We start from the raw sequence: 17,646 nt of genomic DNA, 5'->3' as shown, positions 1-17,646 counted from the left end.
TCATGAAACTAAACCGTCTTCTGCTGATCATTCCGGTATTTATGGCGTTCGGTTGCGAAAACCAGCTCGATCTGTCGCCCGTTACCAACCTGACCAACGCTACGTATTACAAAACCGCCGATGACGCCCGGGCCGCACTGGGGGCCTGCTACAATGCCATCGGCAACCTCGATCCCAACATCGACATTACGACCACCGACGAGGCCATTCCGTTTCTGACGGGCGACGCCAATCGGCCGTTACTCTGGCGTTACAATCTTACCCCCGCCAACTCATTGATTGGGACCTACGCCCAGGGATATCGGGGAATCAACCGGTCCAATACGGTGATTGATCGGCTGCCGGGAATTCCGATGGACGAAACCCTCAAAAAACGCTACGTAGCCGAAGCCAAATTTCTGCGGGCACTCCATTATTTCAATCTGGTACGGTATTACGGCGACGTGCCGCTAATAACCAAAGAAACAACGTCGCTGGAAGGGCTGGAAGTGGGCCGTTCACCGCTGGCCGATGTTTATGCGCTGATTGAAGCGGATCTGAAAGAAGCCGAAAGTGTGCTGCCCAAGTCATACCCAGCCGCCGAAACTGGCCGGGTCACGCAGGGAGCGGCCAAAGGCATACTGGCAAAAGTATATCTGACCCGTGCCGGTACCACCGCCAATTCACCCTATTGGGCGCAGGCAGCCGCCAAAGCAAAAGAAGTTATTGACTTGGGAGTTTATGACCTATACGCCAATTTTGCCGATGCATTTGCGCTCTCGGCCCGAGGTGGAAAAGAGAATATTTTTGAGGTTCAATACCTGACTGATGTTCGGGGCCACGGACTTGGACGAAATTTCGGGGTGCGGCAGGCATTGATCTACCCCAGCGGTGGTGCCGGAATTGCCCGCGTGAGTCCTTCCCTGTTTAACGCCTATACCCCCGACGACAAGCGGAAAGCCGTTACGTTCATAACGTCCTACGTATACAACGGCGTAACGACCAATCTGTCAGTTACGGACCCTGACCCAACCAAAGCGGTTTCGTTTCAGAAGCTATGGGATAAAACGGCCAAAACCTCCGGGGGCGAAGGAACCAGCATTCCCGTGCTGCGCTATGCCGATGTATTGCTGATGCAGGCCGAAGCCCTCAATGAAGCAAACAGTGGCCCAACCCCCGAAGCATACGCGGCCCTCAATCGGGTGCGGACCCGCGCCGGTCTGACTGCGCTCAGTGGGCTTAGCTATCAGCAGTTTAAGGAAGCAGTCTGGCTCGAACGCCGGCTGGAACTGACGTTCGAAAATAGCCGTCGGTTTGATCTGGTACGGACGGGTCGGCTGGTTGATGCCGTGAAAGCGGAAAACAGCTTTTCGCGTAACGCAACCATTCAACCGTTTCATAATCTGCTTCCGATTCCGCAAAACGATATGGATGCGAACCCGAAACTGGTGCAGAACCCAGGCTATTAACAGGCAAGGATTTCCTTTAGATACAGCTACTTATGCACGAAGAAAATCGCTTGCCCAATCGGCGTACCTTCCTTAAATCGACTGGTGGGGCAATTGGAGGGCTAGGGCTACTATGGCCCGGTTTCGGCCTGACACAACTGCTTGACCCGACGGCGGCTCCGTCAGAACTGGGGCTTATTCAGCAACGGCTCGCCGAACATTATCTGACCCTTATCCCGGAAGTAAACTGGATAAGCACGGAACAACTGCTTGCTACGTTAGACCCGACTGGTCATTGGCCTGATCTGGAAGCACAGTTCAAACCCGAGCACGAAGGCATCAAACGATACGGCCACTGCACCCGCATTCTGAAACTGGCAGGAGCCTTTCACGAAGCGAAGGGTCAGCCACGTAGCGAACTGGCCAGCGCACTGCATCGGGCATTGAGCGTGTGGCTAGGAAAGCCTCATCCCCCATCGGCGGGCTGGTTTTATCAGATTGGCTCACCGCTAGCGTTGGGACAGGCTGCTGTGCTGATGGGCAATGAATTGTCGGCAACCGAAAAAGCGCAGATCGTGACGATCCTGAAAACGTGCGTGCGGCCCGATGGCGTTCTGGACTATTCCGGCTCTCCGGCAACGGGCGAAAACCTGATGCACGAAGCTACCATTCAGGTATTGGCCGGATTACTGTCGAACGATGCCGCCTACGTAGCGCGTTACGCCAAACAGGCCGAACGGGAAATTGGCCCGGGTCGGCGAGAAAGTATTCAGGTTGATTACAGTTTTCACCAGCACGGTCCCCAGTTTTATTCGGGCGGATTATACGGTCTTGGCTTCTCCCGCGACGCTACGGCGCTGGCACTGGCGCTACGTAACACATCGCTGGCTTTTGCGCCCGACAAAATTGAAACACTGACACGCTACGTCCTCGATGGTCAGCAACCACTTACGCGGGGCCGTTCGCTTGATTTTACGACCGTAGGACGAATGGTATCCTGGCCGGTAAAGCATGGTCCCGATCATGACTCCGGTTTCGGAACCGAAGCCGCCTGCGATCATTTGATCCCGTTTGGCGGCAAACGTCAGGCCGAACTTCAGGCATTTGCTCGTCGGATGCGGGGCGAAGCGGAACCCAACACGGCTCCGGTCGGCAATCGGGTTTTCTGGATGTCGGACTACGTAGCGCACAACCGCCCCAGTTTTCAGGCATCATCCCGCATGTCGTCGCGTCGGGTGTACAGCCACGAATCGGGCGGAAAGCAAAACGAATTAGGCTATCATCTCGGCGATGGAGCCATGTGCCTGATGCAGACCGGTGAGGAATATCGAAACATTTTCCCGCTTTGGGATTGGCGACGAGTGCCGGGGGTGAGTTGTGTGTACAATCCGAGTGTACCCTTACCCTTGCACAGCTGGGGCGCTGGTTCATACGGCGGTAGTGACTGGGCGGGTGGCGTATCCGACGGAACACTGGGCGCATCATCCATGGAAGTTCACCGGGCTGGCTTACACGCGCAGAAAGCCTGGTTTTTTCTGGATAACGTTGTTGTCTGTCTGGGCGCAAGCATCCGGTCTTACGACGCTACGTTGCCCGTTGTAACAAGCATAAATCAATGCTGGGCCAAGGGCGCCGTGACTACCAGTGAACAAACTGCTACGCTGCCCAACGGCGAAACCCATACCCAAACAAAGGCTGGATGGGTCCACCACGACGGCGTAACGTATCTCTTCCCGCAGGCAACGAACCTACGTATCCGTACTGAGCGCAAGTCAGCCCCCTGGAAAACACTCAACACGGCACCGCACCGCGAAGCCCGCGAAGACCCTAAAAACCCACCTCCGGCCATTGAGGGCGACGTATTCAGTCTCTGGATTGAACACGACAAATCGGGTTCGAAAGAAGGGTTCACATACAGCTACGTAGTGGCACCGGGTCTTAAACCGGCCGATATTGCCGCTTTTCAGTCGCCAACTATTGTCGCCAATACGAATACGATACAGGCCATTGCGCTCCCCGATTTGGCGCAGGTTATCTTCTGGAAACCGGGTTCGCTCGACTTACCGAATCAGCGTAAACTGACTGTCGACCAGCCTTGCATGGTGCAATGGCGACGCAGTACGAACAATAAGTGGACATTGGCCGTCGGTAATCCGACCCATCGTGCCGGAAAGGTGACGGTACGAGTGCAGGATTCGACCGCATCGGCAAAGCCCATCGCAACGACGTTTACGTTCCCGGAGGGTCCGGAAGCTGGTCGTCCACAGGTACAGTCCTTCCCGAAAGCTTAACTAATTATGACGTCACGCCGACATTTCCTTAAGGTATCTGGCCTGTCGATGGCCGCCACGGCACTTCCGTTTCAGCCATCGTTCGCAGCCGCTAAGCCCGTTATTCTGCTCAAGTCATCGTGGAACGATATGAACATTGGCGACATCGGTCACACGCCCGGAACGCTACGTCTGCTGGAACGCTACGTACCCGAAGCGCAGGTTGTGCTCTGGCATGCGGCTCCCCGCCCCGTTACGGAAGCGCTGGTGGCTAAAAACTTCCCGAAAGTCAAATTGGTGTCGGGCGAATTTGCTCCCGACAAACCCGATAGCCCCGTTATGAAGGCATTCAACGAAGCCAATCTATACATTCATAATTCGGGCATGCCGATGAATTACGGGCTGTTCAGCTTCGAATGGAATGCGCCGATGGGGAACCTCACGCCGATGCTTTATTGCTACGAACGTAACATCCCGTTTGGGCTCTACGGCCAGTCGTTCGATAAGTTTGCCTCCCCCTCCGATTTGATTTTCCGCGACGTACTGAACCGAGCCGCTTTCATTTACACCCGCGACAAAGATTCGCTGAACTATTTGCAGGAAAATAAATTCAAGCCTGCCGTACTCGAATTCGGGCCGGACGGTTGTTTTGGTATCGATGTGCGCGACGAAGAAAAAGGACTGGCTTACCTCAAACAGACCGGGCTGGAAGCGGGTAAATTTCTGGCGGTCGTGATCCGTACGAATACGGCCCCGCTCGATGGTCACGGCAAGAGCAGTTTCCTGAACCCCGCCAACCCAACGCCTGAACAGCAGGCCCAAAACCGCGACTGGATGACTAAAACCGGCGCGGTAATTACTAATTGGGTCCGAAAAACCGGGCAACAGGTATTGATTGCCCCCGAGTCGGTCAAGGAAACCAAATATGGCCGGACGATGCTGTACGCTACGTTGCCCGACGACGTAAAACCCCGCGTTGTTTTCCGTGATACGTTCTGGAGCGCCGACGAAGCGATGTCGGTCTATGCCCGCGCTCACACAGTATTTGGCATGGAACCGCATTCGCTCATTATGGCGCTGGCGCTGGGCGTTCCGGTGATTCATGCCCGTTCCATCTGGCACGGGCGCAAGGGCTGGATGTTCCGCGATATTGGCCTGAATGAGTGGCTGTTCGACATTAACACCACCTCAGCCGACACGATGAACACGACCCTGATGCAGATTCATCAAAACTATCCAAAAGCTAAAGAAAAAGCCCGTATGGCTATGCAGGTAGTGGCCGACCGCCAAAAAGCATCGATGCAGGTCGTGCGTAAGCTTGTTAAACTGACTTCTTAATGCATTCGCAATGAATAACGAAACCCTGTCAACCCGTCGCAGCTTTCTGAAACAAACGCCCGCTCTGATTGGGTTGCTGTCCAGCATTCCGGCGTTGGCGCAATTAACCGAAACACAACCAGGTCTGGCCGCAGACCGTCTGGCCACTAAAAAATCCATCATCCTACGTTCATCGTGGCAAACGGTCAACATTGGCGATATTGGTCATACGCCGGGCGTTCTAACGTTGCTCGAAAAATACCTGCCCGACCTAGAAGTACGGCTGTGGCCGTCGAGCGTGGATAATGGCGTAGAAGAGCTGCTGCGCAAACGGTTCCCGAACGTACCGATTATCCGAACACCGGAGGAAATTAAGAAAGCCTTTACCGATTGTGTCTTTCTACTGCATGGCTCCGGTCCGTCGCTGGTGGCGACTGGCAGCGTAGTACAATGGGATAAAGAAACTGGCAAACCGTTTGGTGTGTATGGCATTACGTTTCCTGGCGTCTACAGCCCCGATCCGAAGGCTGTGGTAACGCCTAATCCGCAAGCCGTCGAGATGCTCAAAAAAGCACAATTCGCGCTTTTCCGGGATTCGGTGTCGCTGGAGTTCGCGAAGAATATTGGCATAAAATCGCCCATTATGGAGTTCTGCCCCGATGGAGCTTTTGCCGTTGATCTACGTAACGATGCGGCTGCCACTACGTTCATGAAGGAGCATGGTCTGGAGGAGGGCAAGTTTATGTGCGTGATTCCGCGGACGCGCTTCACCCCCTATTGGGAAATTCCAAGCAAGAAAACCCCGTTCAATGAAGAACGTGACGCACGGAACAAGGCCATGCGCGAACACGACAACGCGCCCCTTCGTGAAGCCATTATCCAGGTTGTTCGGCAAACTCCGCTGAAAGTGCTGATTTGTCCTGAAGATGAAACGCAGGTCAAACTCGGCAAGGAGATTCTGTACGATAAACTTCCCGACGATGTAAAAGCGAAAGTAGTCTGGCGCGACCGCTATTGGCTCACCGACGAAGCTGTTAGTACGTATATCCGGTCGGCGGGCTTGTTTGGTTTGGAAATGCACTCGCCCATCATGTGCATCGGCAATGGCATTCCGGCTATCGTGGGGCGTTTTGCGGAACAAACCAGCAAAGGAGCCATGTGGAAAGACATTGGTCTGGGCGACTGGCTGTTTGATTTTGATAAGGAAGAAGATATTGCTCGTTACGCACCCACGGTACTGGAAATGGCCAAAAACCCCAAAGCGGCCAAAGCAAAAGCGGCTAAAGCTCGAAAATACGTAGAGCAACGCCAGCGCGAAACAATGGGGTATGTAAAGAAAAATGTAATGGCGTAACTGATTTTTTTTCGACAGGATTTACAGGATGAACATGATTTGTTATCAATATTCAACGCAATAAATCCTGAAAATCCTGTTAATCCTGTCAAAAAAACCTGTCTAACTGTAATTCGAAATAATGCTAAACCGACGCGATTTTCTTCAGCAGGTTCCGGGTATCGCCGGGTTGATTTTAGGTTCACTTTCTTCGCTAAAAGCGGGCAACGTAGCGTCTAAAGCTATTATTCTGCGTTCGTCGTGGCAAACCGAAAACATCGGCGACATTGCGCATACACCGGGCGTATTAACGCTGCTCGAAAAATACCTGCCCGATGTACAGGTACGGCTGTGGCCCTCGAACGTGGGAAACGGCGTAGAGGAAATGTTACGTAAGCGATTCCCCAACGTACCGATTATCCGAACACCGGAGGAAATCCAGAAAGCTTTTACCGATTGCGTGTTTATGCTGCACGGGTCCGGGCCGCAGCTGGTGGCGCGTAAGGACATAGAACGCTGGGTAAACGAAACGGGAAAACCCTACGGCATTTATGGCATTACGTTTCCGGGCGTTTATGGCTTTCCCGAGGAACGTAGTAAATTCAATCCTATTGATATTGAGCTGCTGACCAACGCCAAATTTGCTTATTTCCGGGATTCGGTATCGCTGGAGTTTGCCCGAAAGAATGGCGTAAAATGCCCGATCATGGAGTTTTGTCCCGATGGTGCTTTTGCCGTCGATCTTCGAGACGATGCAGCGGCCGATGCATTTTTAAAGGAACACGGGTTGGAGCCGGGGAAATTCTTGTGTGCCATTCCGCAGTATCGGTTTTCGCCCTGGTGGGAGTTGCCCAGCAAAAAACAGGCACCCAACGAAGCCAAACGGGCGTACAACGATAAAATGAAAGAGCAGGACAACGCTCCTATCCGCGAAGCCATTATTCAGGTGGTTCGGCAAACCCCGCTCAAAGTATTGCTTGTGCCCGAAAACGGAACCCAGGTACGTATCGGTAAGGAAATGCTGTACGACCCGCTCCCCGACGATGTGAAGAAAAAAGTTGTCTGGCGCGATCATTATTGGCTGACCGATGAGGCCGTCAGTACGTATATCCGGTCGGCGGGACTGTTTGGACTGGAGATGCACTCTCCCATTATGTGCATTGCGCAGGGCGTTCCGGCCATCGTTTGTCGGTTTGAAGAGCAGACCAGCAAAGGAGCTATGTGGCGGGATATTGGCCTAAACGAATGGCTGTTCGATATGGATACGCCCAGCGACGTAGCGAAAATTGTTCCAGCGGTGCTGGCTATGGCGAAAGATCCGAAAGCGGCCAAAGCCAAAGTAGCGAAAGCGCAGAAATTTGTGGAAAAACGTCAGCGCGAAACGATGGGTGTGCTGGCCAAAAACCTGTCCTGATCTTCCCCTATACTAGCATAACCAAATTCTGTTTTTTTCATTCAAACAAAAATAACCGAGCGATTGCCCGGTTATTTTTTTGTATCCAGTTCTGATAAAAACTAAATCTTGGGCTCCCAGCCTTTTTCATACTCACGGCTCCAGAGTTTCATAGCATCCTTATCCTGGATATGCCCATTCTTCGTATCGACGGCAAACGATTTTTTAGTTCGGTAAGCGATGTTGGCCAGATGGCAAAGCAACGTACTTTTAGCCCCTTCGTCGATGGGTGAATTTTGTTTTTCCTTGCCTCTGATCGCTTCGAAGAAATTCTGAACGTGGCGCGTGCTCATGTCGCCCCCTCCGCCTAGTGCGGTGCCTGCTTCGGAACCTTTGGCCTTACTATCTTTAATGACTTTGCCCTCGCGACTGAACAACGTATAGCCATCACGGTCGACATAAACGGTTCCGTTTGTGCCATAGATGATCGTTCCCCGATCACTGCCATACGTTTTGTGTCCGTTACGGCTCTTACCATCCCATTTGATGATTTTATCACCGGGGAAACGGAACGTAGCGTCCATCGTATCGTACATTTCCCAACCGTCGCCTTCGAAATAACGCTTGGCAGCCTCAACCGTTACGTATTCCGGATACTCTACCTGCAACGCCCAACGTGCTACGTCCAGCTCGTGCGTAGCGTTGTTGCCACTTTCTGCGGTGCCGTAGAGCCAGCCATACCAGTGCCAGTTATAATCCCACGTATCGTGCGTGTACTCCCGGCGTGGCGCTGGTCCCTGAAACAACTCCCAGTCCAGTCCATCTGGAACCGGAGCTTTTTTCGGAATGGGCACTTCGCCACGGGTGGCCGCATAGAATGCTACCGCTTTAAACGGCTTTCCAATTACGCCATTATGGATCTGCTTGATGATATCGATAGACTCAGCGGCCGAACGCTGCTGGTTTCCCATCTGAATGACTTTGTTGTATTTCTTCTGGAACTCTACCAGTAGTTCTCCTTCGCGCGGGTTTTGGCTACAGGGCTTTTCTACATAAACGTGTTTTCCAGACTGCACCGCCATCCAGGTTCCCGGAGCATGCCAGTGGTCGGGCGTGGCATTGATCAGCACATCAACATCCTTGTCGGCGAATATTTTTCGAATGTCGTTTTCCAGCTTCGGCTTGTAGTCAATGTGTTTCGACCATTTCTGAAGCGCGGAGTCCCGCTGTTTTTTCATCACGTCGCACAAGTACAGCAACTCTACGTTACTCTCTTTTTTGGCGATTGGCTCATAATAAGCCCCCATTCGTCGGCCAAGACCGGCAATGGCTATATTTAGGCGTTCGTTAGCGCCGATGATTTTAGCGTAGCTTTTGGCCGACATACCCGTGGCCAGACCACCCACTGTTAAACCGGCGGTGCTCAGGGCTGCCTTTTTTATAAACTCTCTTCTGGACGTTTCCATTCTTTCCAATTAATGACAGGGTTATTAAGATTTGCGTTTGCCAGACCGGGTCCCTCCGGGCCGGGTCCCATCGCAAACACCTTTGAAGTAGCCTACTGACTCGGCGATTCCGGCCAGTGGATCTTTCATATCTTTTTCGTATTCAAGGCTACAGCTTCCGCTGTATTTGATCTTACGTAGCATCGCCACGAAGGCCGGAATATCAATGACGCCCCGGCCCAGCTCGCAGGTTTTTCCCTCTTTGGAGGCAGCCGTTACGTTCTTCAGGTGAATATCAAAAATCCGTTTGGCGTATTTCTCCAGATCAGCGATCGCATCGTCGCCAAACCGTGTATCGTGTCCCATATCGAAACACAGGCCGATCCGTGGGTCCAAATCCTTTACCGCATCCATAACCGATTTGGCATTGGGCCACAGTTTGATGTCAGGACCGTGAATATGAATGGCATAGTTCATGTCATATTCTTTCACTTTTTTATCGATAAGCGGTAGCAGGTCTTCATTCGGAACCCCCACGATGAGCTTCACGCCGACCCGCCTTGCGTAGTCAAAGCCATTATCGATTTCCTCCTTCGTTTTCATGTAAATGGGGCCAACAGCGTAGCCAGTAACCCCCGCGCTGGCCAGTTTTTCATGAAAAGCTTTGATCTGTTCAGGCGTGCTATTGAGAGGCAAATGAAAGTCTTTGATGCACAGGTAGTGAACATCGGTCTTTTTCATCATCTCCAACGCCTGGTCCAGGTTGAAGTGAACAAATGAGTACCCAGCCATGCCAAGTTTGAACAGGTCCTCGCCAGGTGCGCTGAGGGTCTCAGCAGACGCTGTCGTAGTTATGGACACAGGAGCTATTGAGGCAAGGGCTACGCTGCCTCCGGCATTTTTTAAAAACGATCGTCGTGTCGTCATCGATACTAACTAGCAATTTTGGGGCTATCCGATAAGGGTAAGACGATCTGAGCCTATTTTTACTGATTTAAGCCGCTAACTCTTGGGAGGTTCACAACAAATACCCGAATAACTATAGAAAACTACTTTTTCTGCTGTCCAGCAAACACTCGTTAGTCTGGATTGTAGTGTATAGATAAAAACCGCAAACGAATGAACCAGACGAACCAATCCGTTTCTGCCATCAATGACACTGTCAGGAAGCAGCTAATCGAGTTATTAACCAGTAACAATGCCCATCAATCTTTCGACGATGCCGTAAGGGATTTGCCTGCTGATTTGCGGGGAGTCAAGCCCGACCATATACCGTATAGTATCTGGCAGCTGGTTGAGCATATTCGGATCGCCCAGTGGGACATTCTCGAATTTTCGAGGGATTCATCGCATCAATCTCCTTCCTGGCCATCAGGCTATTGGCCTAAAGAAGAAATCCCAGCCCATGAACAGGACTGGGAGAATACCTTGCATCAGATTCGGCAGGATCGGGAGGCTTTTATTGCCTTATTGAGCAATCCGGAACAGGATTTATACGCCCCTTTTCCGCACGGCGATGGCCAGAATCTGCTTCGGGAAGCGCTGCTGATTGCAGACCATACGGCGTATCACGTTGGCGAAATCATTATCATCCGCCGATTGCTGGGAGCCTGGGGTTAATGACGCACCCGTTAGCGCCGAACAAATTGTATAGCACAACCGCCCCCTTTTGCCAAAACCAGCGATAACGTTGTCAGAGAGGTTACCGTCTTCCGGTCAATCTGGTAGGCTTCGGGGTTGGTATCCCAGTCGGCATTGGCAGCGTCCCGATAGATCACAGCCTCATAGGTTTTACCAGGCTCGAGAAAATCCAGTTTAACCGGAAGCGTTCGGCTATTTTCATCGGTAATGGCTCCTACGTACCAATTAGGCCCCTTTTTCTCCTTCCGGGCGATAACAATGTAATCAGCAGGTTCGGCCGCTATCACCTTCGTGTCGTCCCAATCGACCGGCACATCACGAATAAACTGGAACGCATCCAGATGTCGTTCATAATTTTCGGGGAGGTCGGCCGCCATTTGCAACGGACTATACAGGGTGATGTATAACGCTAGTTGTTTCGCTAATGTGGTCCGAACCTGCTGTTTACGCGTGCTCTCAAACTGATTCAGTTTAAATCGGAACAGGCCGGGTGTAAAATCCATGGGACCGCCCAACAACCGGGTAAACGGCAGAATAGTGGTGTGCTCAGGCGTAATGCCGAGAGTGGGCGCGTTGTTGAATTCGCTCCCGCGTGCGGCTTCACTCGCCATCCAGTTTGGATAAGTGCGGTGTAAACCGGTGGGATGTGCCGATTCGTGGGAGTCGATCATGATCTTGTATTGAGCAGCCTTTTCGGCTACACGTTGGTAATGGTTCACCATCCACTGACCGTCATGATGTTCTCCCCTTGGAATGATACGTCCCACATAGCCCGTCTTCACCGTATTGATTCCTTTGGCCACCATAAATTGAAATGCGGCATCCATCCGGCGCTCATAGTTGGTTACTGAACCAGAGGTTTCGTGATGCATGATGAGTCGAACGCCTTTTTTCTGAGCGTAGGCCGTTAATGAATCCAGGTTATAATCGGCGTAAGGCGTAACAAAATCAAACACATCCTCCTTCCAGTTACCGAACCAATCCTCCCAGCCTTCATTCCAGCCTTCGACCAGTACGCCATCAAAACCATACTTAGCCGCAAAATCGATGTATTTTTTTACGTTCTGCGTATTAGCGCCGTGCTTTCCGCCTGCTTTTTCCCAGGTCGCTTTTCCCACGTGCATTTCCCACCACATGCCCACGAACTTCTGAGGCTTAATCCAGGAAGGATCGCTGATCGTGGATGGTTCGTTCAGGTTCAGTATTAATTTGGATGCGAGCAGATCCGTGGCCTTGTCACTAATAATCAACGTTCGCCAGGGCGTTTGCGCTGGTGTTTGCAGATACGCTTTATTGCCGACGGCATCGGGAACGAGCTGCGACGTCAGTGTCAGGCTTTTCTTATCCAGTTGCAGATGCATGACGGGATAGTTAAGCAATGCGGCTTCATATAAACTAATATAAAGTCCGTCGGCGGTCTTAAACAGTAAAGGCGTCTGAACCGCATTGGGCCCAATAATCGATTTCAGCGCGGTATCTTTCTCCCGATCGGCAGCCACTACGGCATCGACTTCCGTAAGTTTGGTCGTATTATAAAGATATTCATTGGAATCATAGTCGCCCGGCATCCAGAGCGTCTGATGATTGGCCGCTAAACGGAATTCGGTTCGCTCGTCGGCCACAATAAAATGATTCAGTGCCGTTTGTTTCGGAAATTCATAGCGGAACCCGATCCCGTCGTCAAATAAGCGAAACCGTACCCGCAAGGCAATTTGTGAACTGGACTTGTCCTGAAGGTTCACCGCAACCTCTCTGTAATGATTGCGAATCTGGCTGACCTCTCCCCAAACTGGCGCCCACGTCTCATCTTTCTGGGATGAATCGGCGCTCACGATACTGAATCGAGTTAGTTCAAGCGGTGGTTTATTCAGTACAAACCCTAGTCTGGATGGCTCAATGACCGGTTTGTTTTTATAGCGAACCTGATAAGTAATTTCTCCAGACCCAGTATTTCGAATGATTAACGTAATTGCCCGGTTAGGCGACTGCGTTACGATCATCTGCTGGGCGTGACTATCCAGAAAAATACCAGTCAGTAACCCAATGAATAGATAGAATTTTGCCATGTATATCTTGCTGTTGACCTGCCTAATAGCGGAGACAGAGCCTTATTCAATAAGCAACAATATATCGACAAATATTTACAAACAAAATTTAGGTATATCCTGTACTAACAGGCTTATTCGTTTATACAATTAATTTCCTGGTCAATTATTAATTATTTCATAAAATTGACACATTTAGGTTTAACCTACATTTGACGTTTCGGAAACTAATCTACACAGATTGTTTCCATGCGCTCTAACGATGTTCCAAAGTAGTATAGGCTGGATTTGCCTGGTAGCTGCCGGTATTAGTCAGATGGGTTGGACTTACTCCCTGAAAGTCATGCAAAATGTGGCCGTAGGCTCGTTACGTTGGTCCGGGCTTCTAAATCGTGCAGAGGGTCGCCTACTCCTAGTTGCCTTGATTGGCTATCTGGCGTTAGGAGCCCTTAATTCGGTGTTATTGTCTATTGCTATGCGTACCATTCCTACCACAACCGCCTTTGCGGTCTGGATGTCGTTGTCGCTGGTCTTTCTTAAACTGGGCGACATCATTTGGTTCAAGCAATCATGGTCAGCGCTTGAATTGTTTTTTCTACTCCTGATCCTGGCGGGCATTGTTGGCATGAAGACCATAACAGCAAACGAGTAATTGGTTGCCATCACTACGTACGTAACACAAAGCAAGAAGCCCTTACTGTTTCCAGCAAGGGCTTCGTTAACTCAATCAGAAACTCTTATTTCACTTCTTCAAACGGTACGTCAGAAACGTTGTCGCCAGTTGGTTGGCCCTGGTTGGCATTGCCACCGTCGAAGCCAGCTCCATCGGTTGGTGCACCAGCACCGTTTGTAGCATTATACAAATCCGTCGAAGCAGCAGACCAGGCGGCATTCAGCTTCTCCATAGCAGCATCGATAGCCGCTAAATCGCGGGAACCATGAGCGGTACGCAGCTGGCCCAGCGCTTCTTCGATGGCCGTTTTATTGGCAGGAGTCAGCTTATCGCCGTACTCTTTCAGTTGCTTCTCGGTCTGGAACACCATTGAGTCGGCCTGGTTAACTTTCTCAATCGTCTCGCGCTCCAGTTTATCAGCCGCTTCGTTGGCTTTCGCTTCTTCACGCATCCGGTTGATTTCCGCGTCGGTCAGACCGCTCGATGCTTCAATCCGGATTTTCTGCTCCTTACCAGTTCCTTTATCTTTAGCCGTTACGTGCAGAATACCGTTGGCATCTACGTCGAACGTTACTTCAATTTGAGGAACACCGCGAGGTGCTGGTGGAATATCCGACAGGATGAACCGACCTAACTGACGGTTCTGAGCTGCCATTGGGCGCTCACCCTGCAATACGTTGATTTCTACACTAGGCTGATTATCAGAAGCCGTCGAGTAAACTTCAACTTTCTTACTTGGAATGGTCGTATTGGCGTCTACCATTTTGGTAAACACACCGCCCATGGTTTCGATACCCAGCGAAAGTGGAATAACGTCGAGCAACAGTACGTCTTTCACTTCACCAGTTAACACACCACCCTGAATAGCAGCACCAATGGCTACGGCTTCGTCGGGGTTAACGGCTTTCGATGGCTTTTTACCGAACAGTTTTTCAACTTCCTCCTGCACTTTCGGAATACGAGTTGAACCACCGACGAGAATAACCTCATCGATCTGTCCGGCCGATAGGCCTGAGTTTTTCAGAGCACGACGGCAAGGTTCCAGGCTACGCTGAATCAACGAATCGGCCAACTGCTCGAACTTAGCACGGCTCAGTGAGCGTACTAAGTGTTTAGGAATGCCATTCACCGGCATGATGTAGGGCAGGTTGATCTCTGTAGAGTTAGAACTCGACAGTTCAATCTTGGCTTTCTCAGCGGCCTCTTTCAACCGTTGCAGCGCCATTGGGTCCTGACGAAGATCGATGTTTTCATCTTTCTTAAACTCGTCGGCAAGCCAGTCGATGATTACCTGGTCGAAGTCATCACCACCCAGGTGCGTATCACCATCGGTCGATTTAACTTCGAACACGCCATCACCCAGCTCAAGAATCGAGATATCGAACGTACCACCACCCAGATCAAATACGGCGATCTTCTGATCTTTATCGGTTTTGTCCAGACCATATGCCAGTGCAGCAGCGGTTGGCTCGTTGATGATACGTTTTACATCGAGACCGGCAATCTGGCCCGCTTCTTTAGTGGCCTGACGCTCAGCATCGTTAAAATAAGCAGGTACGGTAATAACCGCTTCTGTTACAGTTTGACCCAGATAATCTTCGGCAGTCTGCTTCATTTTCTGCAGAATCAGCGCCGAAATTTCCTGTGGAGTATATTGACGGTCGCCAATCCGAACCCGTGGGGTACCGTTTGGACCGTTCTCTACGTCATAAGCGACGGTTTTCGCTTCATTCGTCACTTCGTTATACCGTTTACCCATGAAACGTTTAATCGAAGAGATCGTATTTTTCGGATTGGTGATGGCCTGGCGTTTGGCCGGTGCACCAACTTTCCGTTCGCCGTTGCCGTTATCCATAAATGCGACTACCGACGGTGTCGTGCGTGCTCCTTCAGAGTTAGGGATCACGACCGGCTCGTTGCCTTCCATCACGGCCACACACGAGTTCGTGGTGCCTAAGTCAATACCAATAATCTTTCCCATATTACTTTATTCAATTGTGAGTTTAGCGTCTTTACCTACTGTGGTTATAGACTGACAGACATGTGCTATCTAACAATAGAAATGCCAGCCGAGAAAATTGTTCGAATTGCTGTCAGATTGGCAGACCAAAGTGCCTGATTGGGCCAGAATGTCGCCTTTGTACAACCACTGTCTTTAAAATGTGGCAGACCAGCAGTCGGCGCCTACCTATCGCTTAAGTCATAAAGCGGATGCTCAGCTTTTACTTAACAATATTGATTGCCATACGTAGCAGTATAAATTGGTACCTGTTCTTTTTTATACAGGTGCCAGGCTTACCGTAACCAGCCTAAAAGTTGCGGTAGCTAGTCAATGTCCCTGACCTTTTTTCATGAACCGAAGAACATTTTTAAGTGGAGGTGTTACTTCCCTTTGTCTAATACAAACTGCCCGATTCCCTGTATTTTCTCAATCATCTCTGGGCGCATCGGTGGCTAAGCCAGACTGGCTGGTTGACTTGGTCAAGGGTAATGACCAGCAGCTGATTACGGTTCGGACACTACGTATCACAGAGGCCACAAACCCGGCATTTGGCGGGTTTAAAGACTGGGAAGATATCCCCAATCCGCAAACGACATCCGATTTTATTCGCCGGGCCTGCTGTGCTATGGCCTGCCCAGAGTCAGTGCATTATCGGTCAAAAATCATACTCGACGAAACACACCTGGCGCTTCAGTTTCTACTGAAAATCCAGCATTTCGATGGTACGCTGGATTTACCAGCCACTAACTTTCATTCAACACCCGACACTGGTTTCATTGTAAAACGCTTAACCACAGCGTATTCGTTGCTGTCCCGCTCCGGAACGCCTGACATGGCTGGTGTGCTCGCTACGTTTAAATCGTTTCTGATCAGGGCTGGCGAAGCCCTGATTGTGGGGGGTATTCATACCCCTAATCACCGATGGGTGGTATCGGCTGCCCTAACAAAGTTGAATACACTCTGGCCCGATGCCCGCTACGTTGCCCGCGTTAACCAGTGGCTGTCGGAACACATCGATATGGATATCGATGGGCAGTATAACGAACGTAGTACGTTGATTTATTCTCCCCTAACCAATCGCCTACTTATTACAATCGCAAAAGGACTGAATAAACCAGAACTGCTCGACTATGTCCGACGCAATCTAACCATGACGCTGTATTATCTGCACCCCAACGGGGAATTGGTTACGGAAGCGTCGGGCCGCCAGGACAAGGCTGGCGTTGGCACACCAGAAGGTTATTATTACGCGTATCGGTATCTGGCTTTGCTGGATAAAAATGGGGAGATGGCAGCCCTATGTCGCCAGATGGAGAAAACCCTCCTCCCTAAATTGATTCACTACCTCGATTATTTTCTCAACGACCCGTCGATCTGGCGCGAACTGCCCCCCAGCCAGCCATTACCAGCGAACTACGTAAAGGCATTTCGGAAATCCGGACTAGTCCGAATTAGACGGAATGGATGGGACAGTACAATCCTATCGGCAAACCCGGTTTGGCTCACGTTCCATAAAGGCAATGCTATTTTGCAGGGGGTACGCATGGCCGCTTCTTTTTTCGGCAAAGGTCAGTTCCTGACCGAGTCCATTGATAAACAGGGCGATTCATGGATATTGACTCAATCGCTGGAGGGGCCTTACTATCAAACCTACCCACCGGAAACCATTGCCGTTGATGGCGACTGGGAAAAAATGCCCCGATCTAACCGGAAACAAAGTGAAATCCAACGACTCCAGACCCGAATCACCATCCATGAAGCCGAACGCGGAATCGAAGCTATTATTCAAATCACAGGGACGGATGGCGTACCGGTTGCAGTAGAGCTTATTTTTCGACCCGGTGGATCGTTCACCGGAGTAAGCAAACACCCTACCCGCGACAATGCGTATCTTCTCTCCGGCTCTGGAAGTTATACGGTCCAGAATGACACCATTACGTTTGGCCCCGGCTTACAACAGCACAAAGGTGTGCTCTTGCGTGGCGCCTTAGCTCCGATGGATGCCCCCACTGTTTATTTAACCGGTTTTACTCCATTTGAGCATACCATTACCTTATCCTGATCCAAGAGTAATTGGCCTACTGAACCTGCTATAACAAG

Annotated in this window: 12 protein-coding genes; 8 read left to right on the top strand and 4 right to left on the bottom strand. The window is 50.9% G+C overall.

The genetic code is table 11. The annotated features are described in order from the left end of the window. Window positions 1-2 precede the first annotated feature (2 nt). The 5 genes from GK108_RS27210 to GK108_RS27190 all read left to right on the top strand — a co-directional run bounded on the left by GK108_RS27210 (window position 3) and on the right by GK108_RS27190 (window position 7,761). Complete coding sequence (locus GK108_RS27210) at window positions 3-1,448, top strand: RagB/SusD family nutrient uptake outer membrane protein (RefSeq protein WP_163954751.1); 1,446 nt, start codon at window positions 3-5, stop codon at window positions 1,446-1,448. A 32-nt stretch (window positions 1,449-1,480) separates the two neighbouring features. Beyond that, window positions 1,481-3,718, top strand: a complete 2,238-nt coding sequence (locus GK108_RS27205; RefSeq protein WP_163954750.1) for a polysaccharide lyase family 8 super-sandwich domain-containing protein — start codon at window positions 1,481-1,483, stop codon at window positions 3,716-3,718. A 6-nt stretch (window positions 3,719-3,724) separates the two neighbouring features. Continuing rightward, window positions 3,725-5,035, top strand: coding sequence for a polysaccharide pyruvyl transferase family protein (locus GK108_RS27200; protein ID WP_163954749.1), 1,311 nt, complete (start codon window positions 3,725-3,727; stop codon window positions 5,033-5,035). A gap of 10 nt (window positions 5,036-5,045) precedes the next feature. Next, window positions 5,046-6,368, top strand: coding sequence for a polysaccharide pyruvyl transferase family protein (locus GK108_RS27195; RefSeq protein WP_163954748.1), 1,323 nt, complete (start codon window positions 5,046-5,048; stop codon window positions 6,366-6,368). A 121-nt stretch (window positions 6,369-6,489) separates the two neighbouring features. After that, window positions 6,490-7,761 (top strand): polysaccharide pyruvyl transferase family protein, encoded by a 1,272-nt coding sequence (locus tag GK108_RS27190; protein WP_163954747.1) that lies wholly within the window; start codon window positions 6,490-6,492, stop codon window positions 7,759-7,761. Window positions 7,762-7,862: 101 nt separating this feature from the next. Here the strand turns inward: GK108_RS27190 and GK108_RS27185 are convergent, their stop codons facing one another. Both GK108_RS27185 and GK108_RS27180 read right to left on the bottom strand, forming a co-directional pair. Next, window positions 7,863-9,206: a Gfo/Idh/MocA family protein gene (locus GK108_RS27185; RefSeq protein WP_163954746.1), complete on the bottom strand. Its 1,344-nt coding sequence runs from the start codon at window positions 9,204-9,206 to the stop codon at window positions 7,863-7,865. A gap of 24 nt (window positions 9,207-9,230) precedes the next feature. Next, the gene (locus tag GK108_RS27180) at window positions 9,231-10,112 is read right to left on the bottom strand and encodes a sugar phosphate isomerase/epimerase family protein (RefSeq protein WP_163954745.1); all 882 of its coding nucleotides are present in this window, start codon (window positions 10,110-10,112) and stop codon (window positions 9,231-9,233) included. Between the two features lie 192 nt (window positions 10,113-10,304). On the opposite strand from GK108_RS27180, the gene GK108_RS27175 reads away from it, so the two are divergent. After that, the gene (locus tag GK108_RS27175; protein ID WP_163954744.1) at window positions 10,305-10,805 is read left to right on the top strand and encodes a DinB family protein; all 501 of its coding nucleotides are present in this window, start codon (window positions 10,305-10,307) and stop codon (window positions 10,803-10,805) included. Window positions 10,806-10,816: 11 nt separating this feature from the next. Here the strand turns inward: GK108_RS27175 and GK108_RS27170 are convergent, their stop codons facing one another. Further along, the gene (locus GK108_RS27170) at window positions 10,817-12,892 is read right to left on the bottom strand and encodes a glycoside hydrolase family 97 protein (RefSeq protein WP_163954743.1); all 2,076 of its coding nucleotides are present in this window, start codon (window positions 12,890-12,892) and stop codon (window positions 10,817-10,819) included. A gap of 241 nt (window positions 12,893-13,133) precedes the next feature. On the opposite strand from GK108_RS27170, the gene GK108_RS27165 reads away from it, so the two are divergent. After that, complete coding sequence (locus GK108_RS27165) at window positions 13,134-13,523, top strand: DMT family transporter (RefSeq protein WP_163954742.1); 390 nt, start codon at window positions 13,134-13,136, stop codon at window positions 13,521-13,523. 85 nt (window positions 13,524-13,608) lie between these two features. Here GK108_RS27165 and dnaK read toward each other — a convergent pair whose 3' ends face one another. Then, entirely contained in the window at window positions 13,609-15,525 is a 1,917-nt protein-coding gene (dnaK, locus tag GK108_RS27160; protein WP_163954741.1) for a molecular chaperone DnaK, read from the bottom strand. Between the two features lie 370 nt (window positions 15,526-15,895). Between dnaK and GK108_RS27155 the strand changes: the two genes are divergently transcribed. Then, window positions 15,896-17,608, top strand: coding sequence for a hypothetical protein (locus GK108_RS27155; RefSeq protein ID WP_163954740.1), 1,713 nt, complete (start codon window positions 15,896-15,898; stop codon window positions 17,606-17,608). Window positions 17,609-17,646: the final 38 nt, after the last annotated feature.

This window comes from Spirosoma terrae (assembly GCF_010435915.1).
Classification (GTDB): Bacteria; Bacteroidota; Bacteroidia; order Cytophagales; family Spirosomataceae; genus Spirosoma; species Spirosoma terrae.
Note: the sequence above shows the minus strand (reverse complement) of the source record. Positions and strands in the feature narration are given on the sequence as shown.

Excerpts from the sequence above, each read along its gene's own strand:
- GK108_RS27210 (WP_163954751.1), top strand. The coding sequence starts at position 3 with ATGAAACTAAACCGTCTTCTGCTGATCATTCCGGTATTTATGGCGTTC.
- GK108_RS27205 (WP_163954750.1), top strand. The coding sequence starts at position 1,481 with ATGCACGAAGAAAATCGCTTGCCCAATCGGCGTACCTTCCTTAAATCG.
- GK108_RS27200 (WP_163954749.1), top strand. The coding sequence starts at position 3,725 with ATGACGTCACGCCGACATTTCCTTAAGGTATCTGGCCTGTCGATGGCC.
- GK108_RS27195 (WP_163954748.1), top strand. The coding sequence starts at position 5,046 with ATGAATAACGAAACCCTGTCAACCCGTCGCAGCTTTCTGAAACAAACG.
- GK108_RS27190 (WP_163954747.1), top strand. The coding sequence starts at position 6,490 with ATGCTAAACCGACGCGATTTTCTTCAGCAGGTTCCGGGTATCGCCGGG.
- GK108_RS27185 (WP_163954746.1), bottom strand. The coding sequence starts at position 9,206 with ATGGAAACGTCCAGAAGAGAGTTTATAAAAAAGGCAGCCCTGAGCACC.
- GK108_RS27180 (WP_163954745.1), bottom strand. The coding sequence starts at position 10,112 with ATGACGACACGACGATCGTTTTTAAAAAATGCCGGAGGCAGCGTAGCC.
- GK108_RS27175 (WP_163954744.1), top strand. The coding sequence starts at position 10,305 with ATGAACCAGACGAACCAATCCGTTTCTGCCATCAATGACACTGTCAGG.
- GK108_RS27170 (WP_163954743.1), bottom strand. The coding sequence starts at position 12,892 with ATGGCAAAATTCTATCTATTCATTGGGTTACTGACTGGTATTTTTCTG.
- GK108_RS27165 (WP_163954742.1), top strand. The coding sequence starts at position 13,134 with ATGTTCCAAAGTAGTATAGGCTGGATTTGCCTGGTAGCTGCCGGTATT.
- dnaK (WP_163954741.1), bottom strand. The coding sequence starts at position 15,525 with ATGGGAAAGATTATTGGTATTGACTTAGGCACCACGAACTCGTGTGTG.
- GK108_RS27155 (WP_163954740.1), top strand. The coding sequence starts at position 15,896 with ATGAACCGAAGAACATTTTTAAGTGGAGGTGTTACTTCCCTTTGTCTA.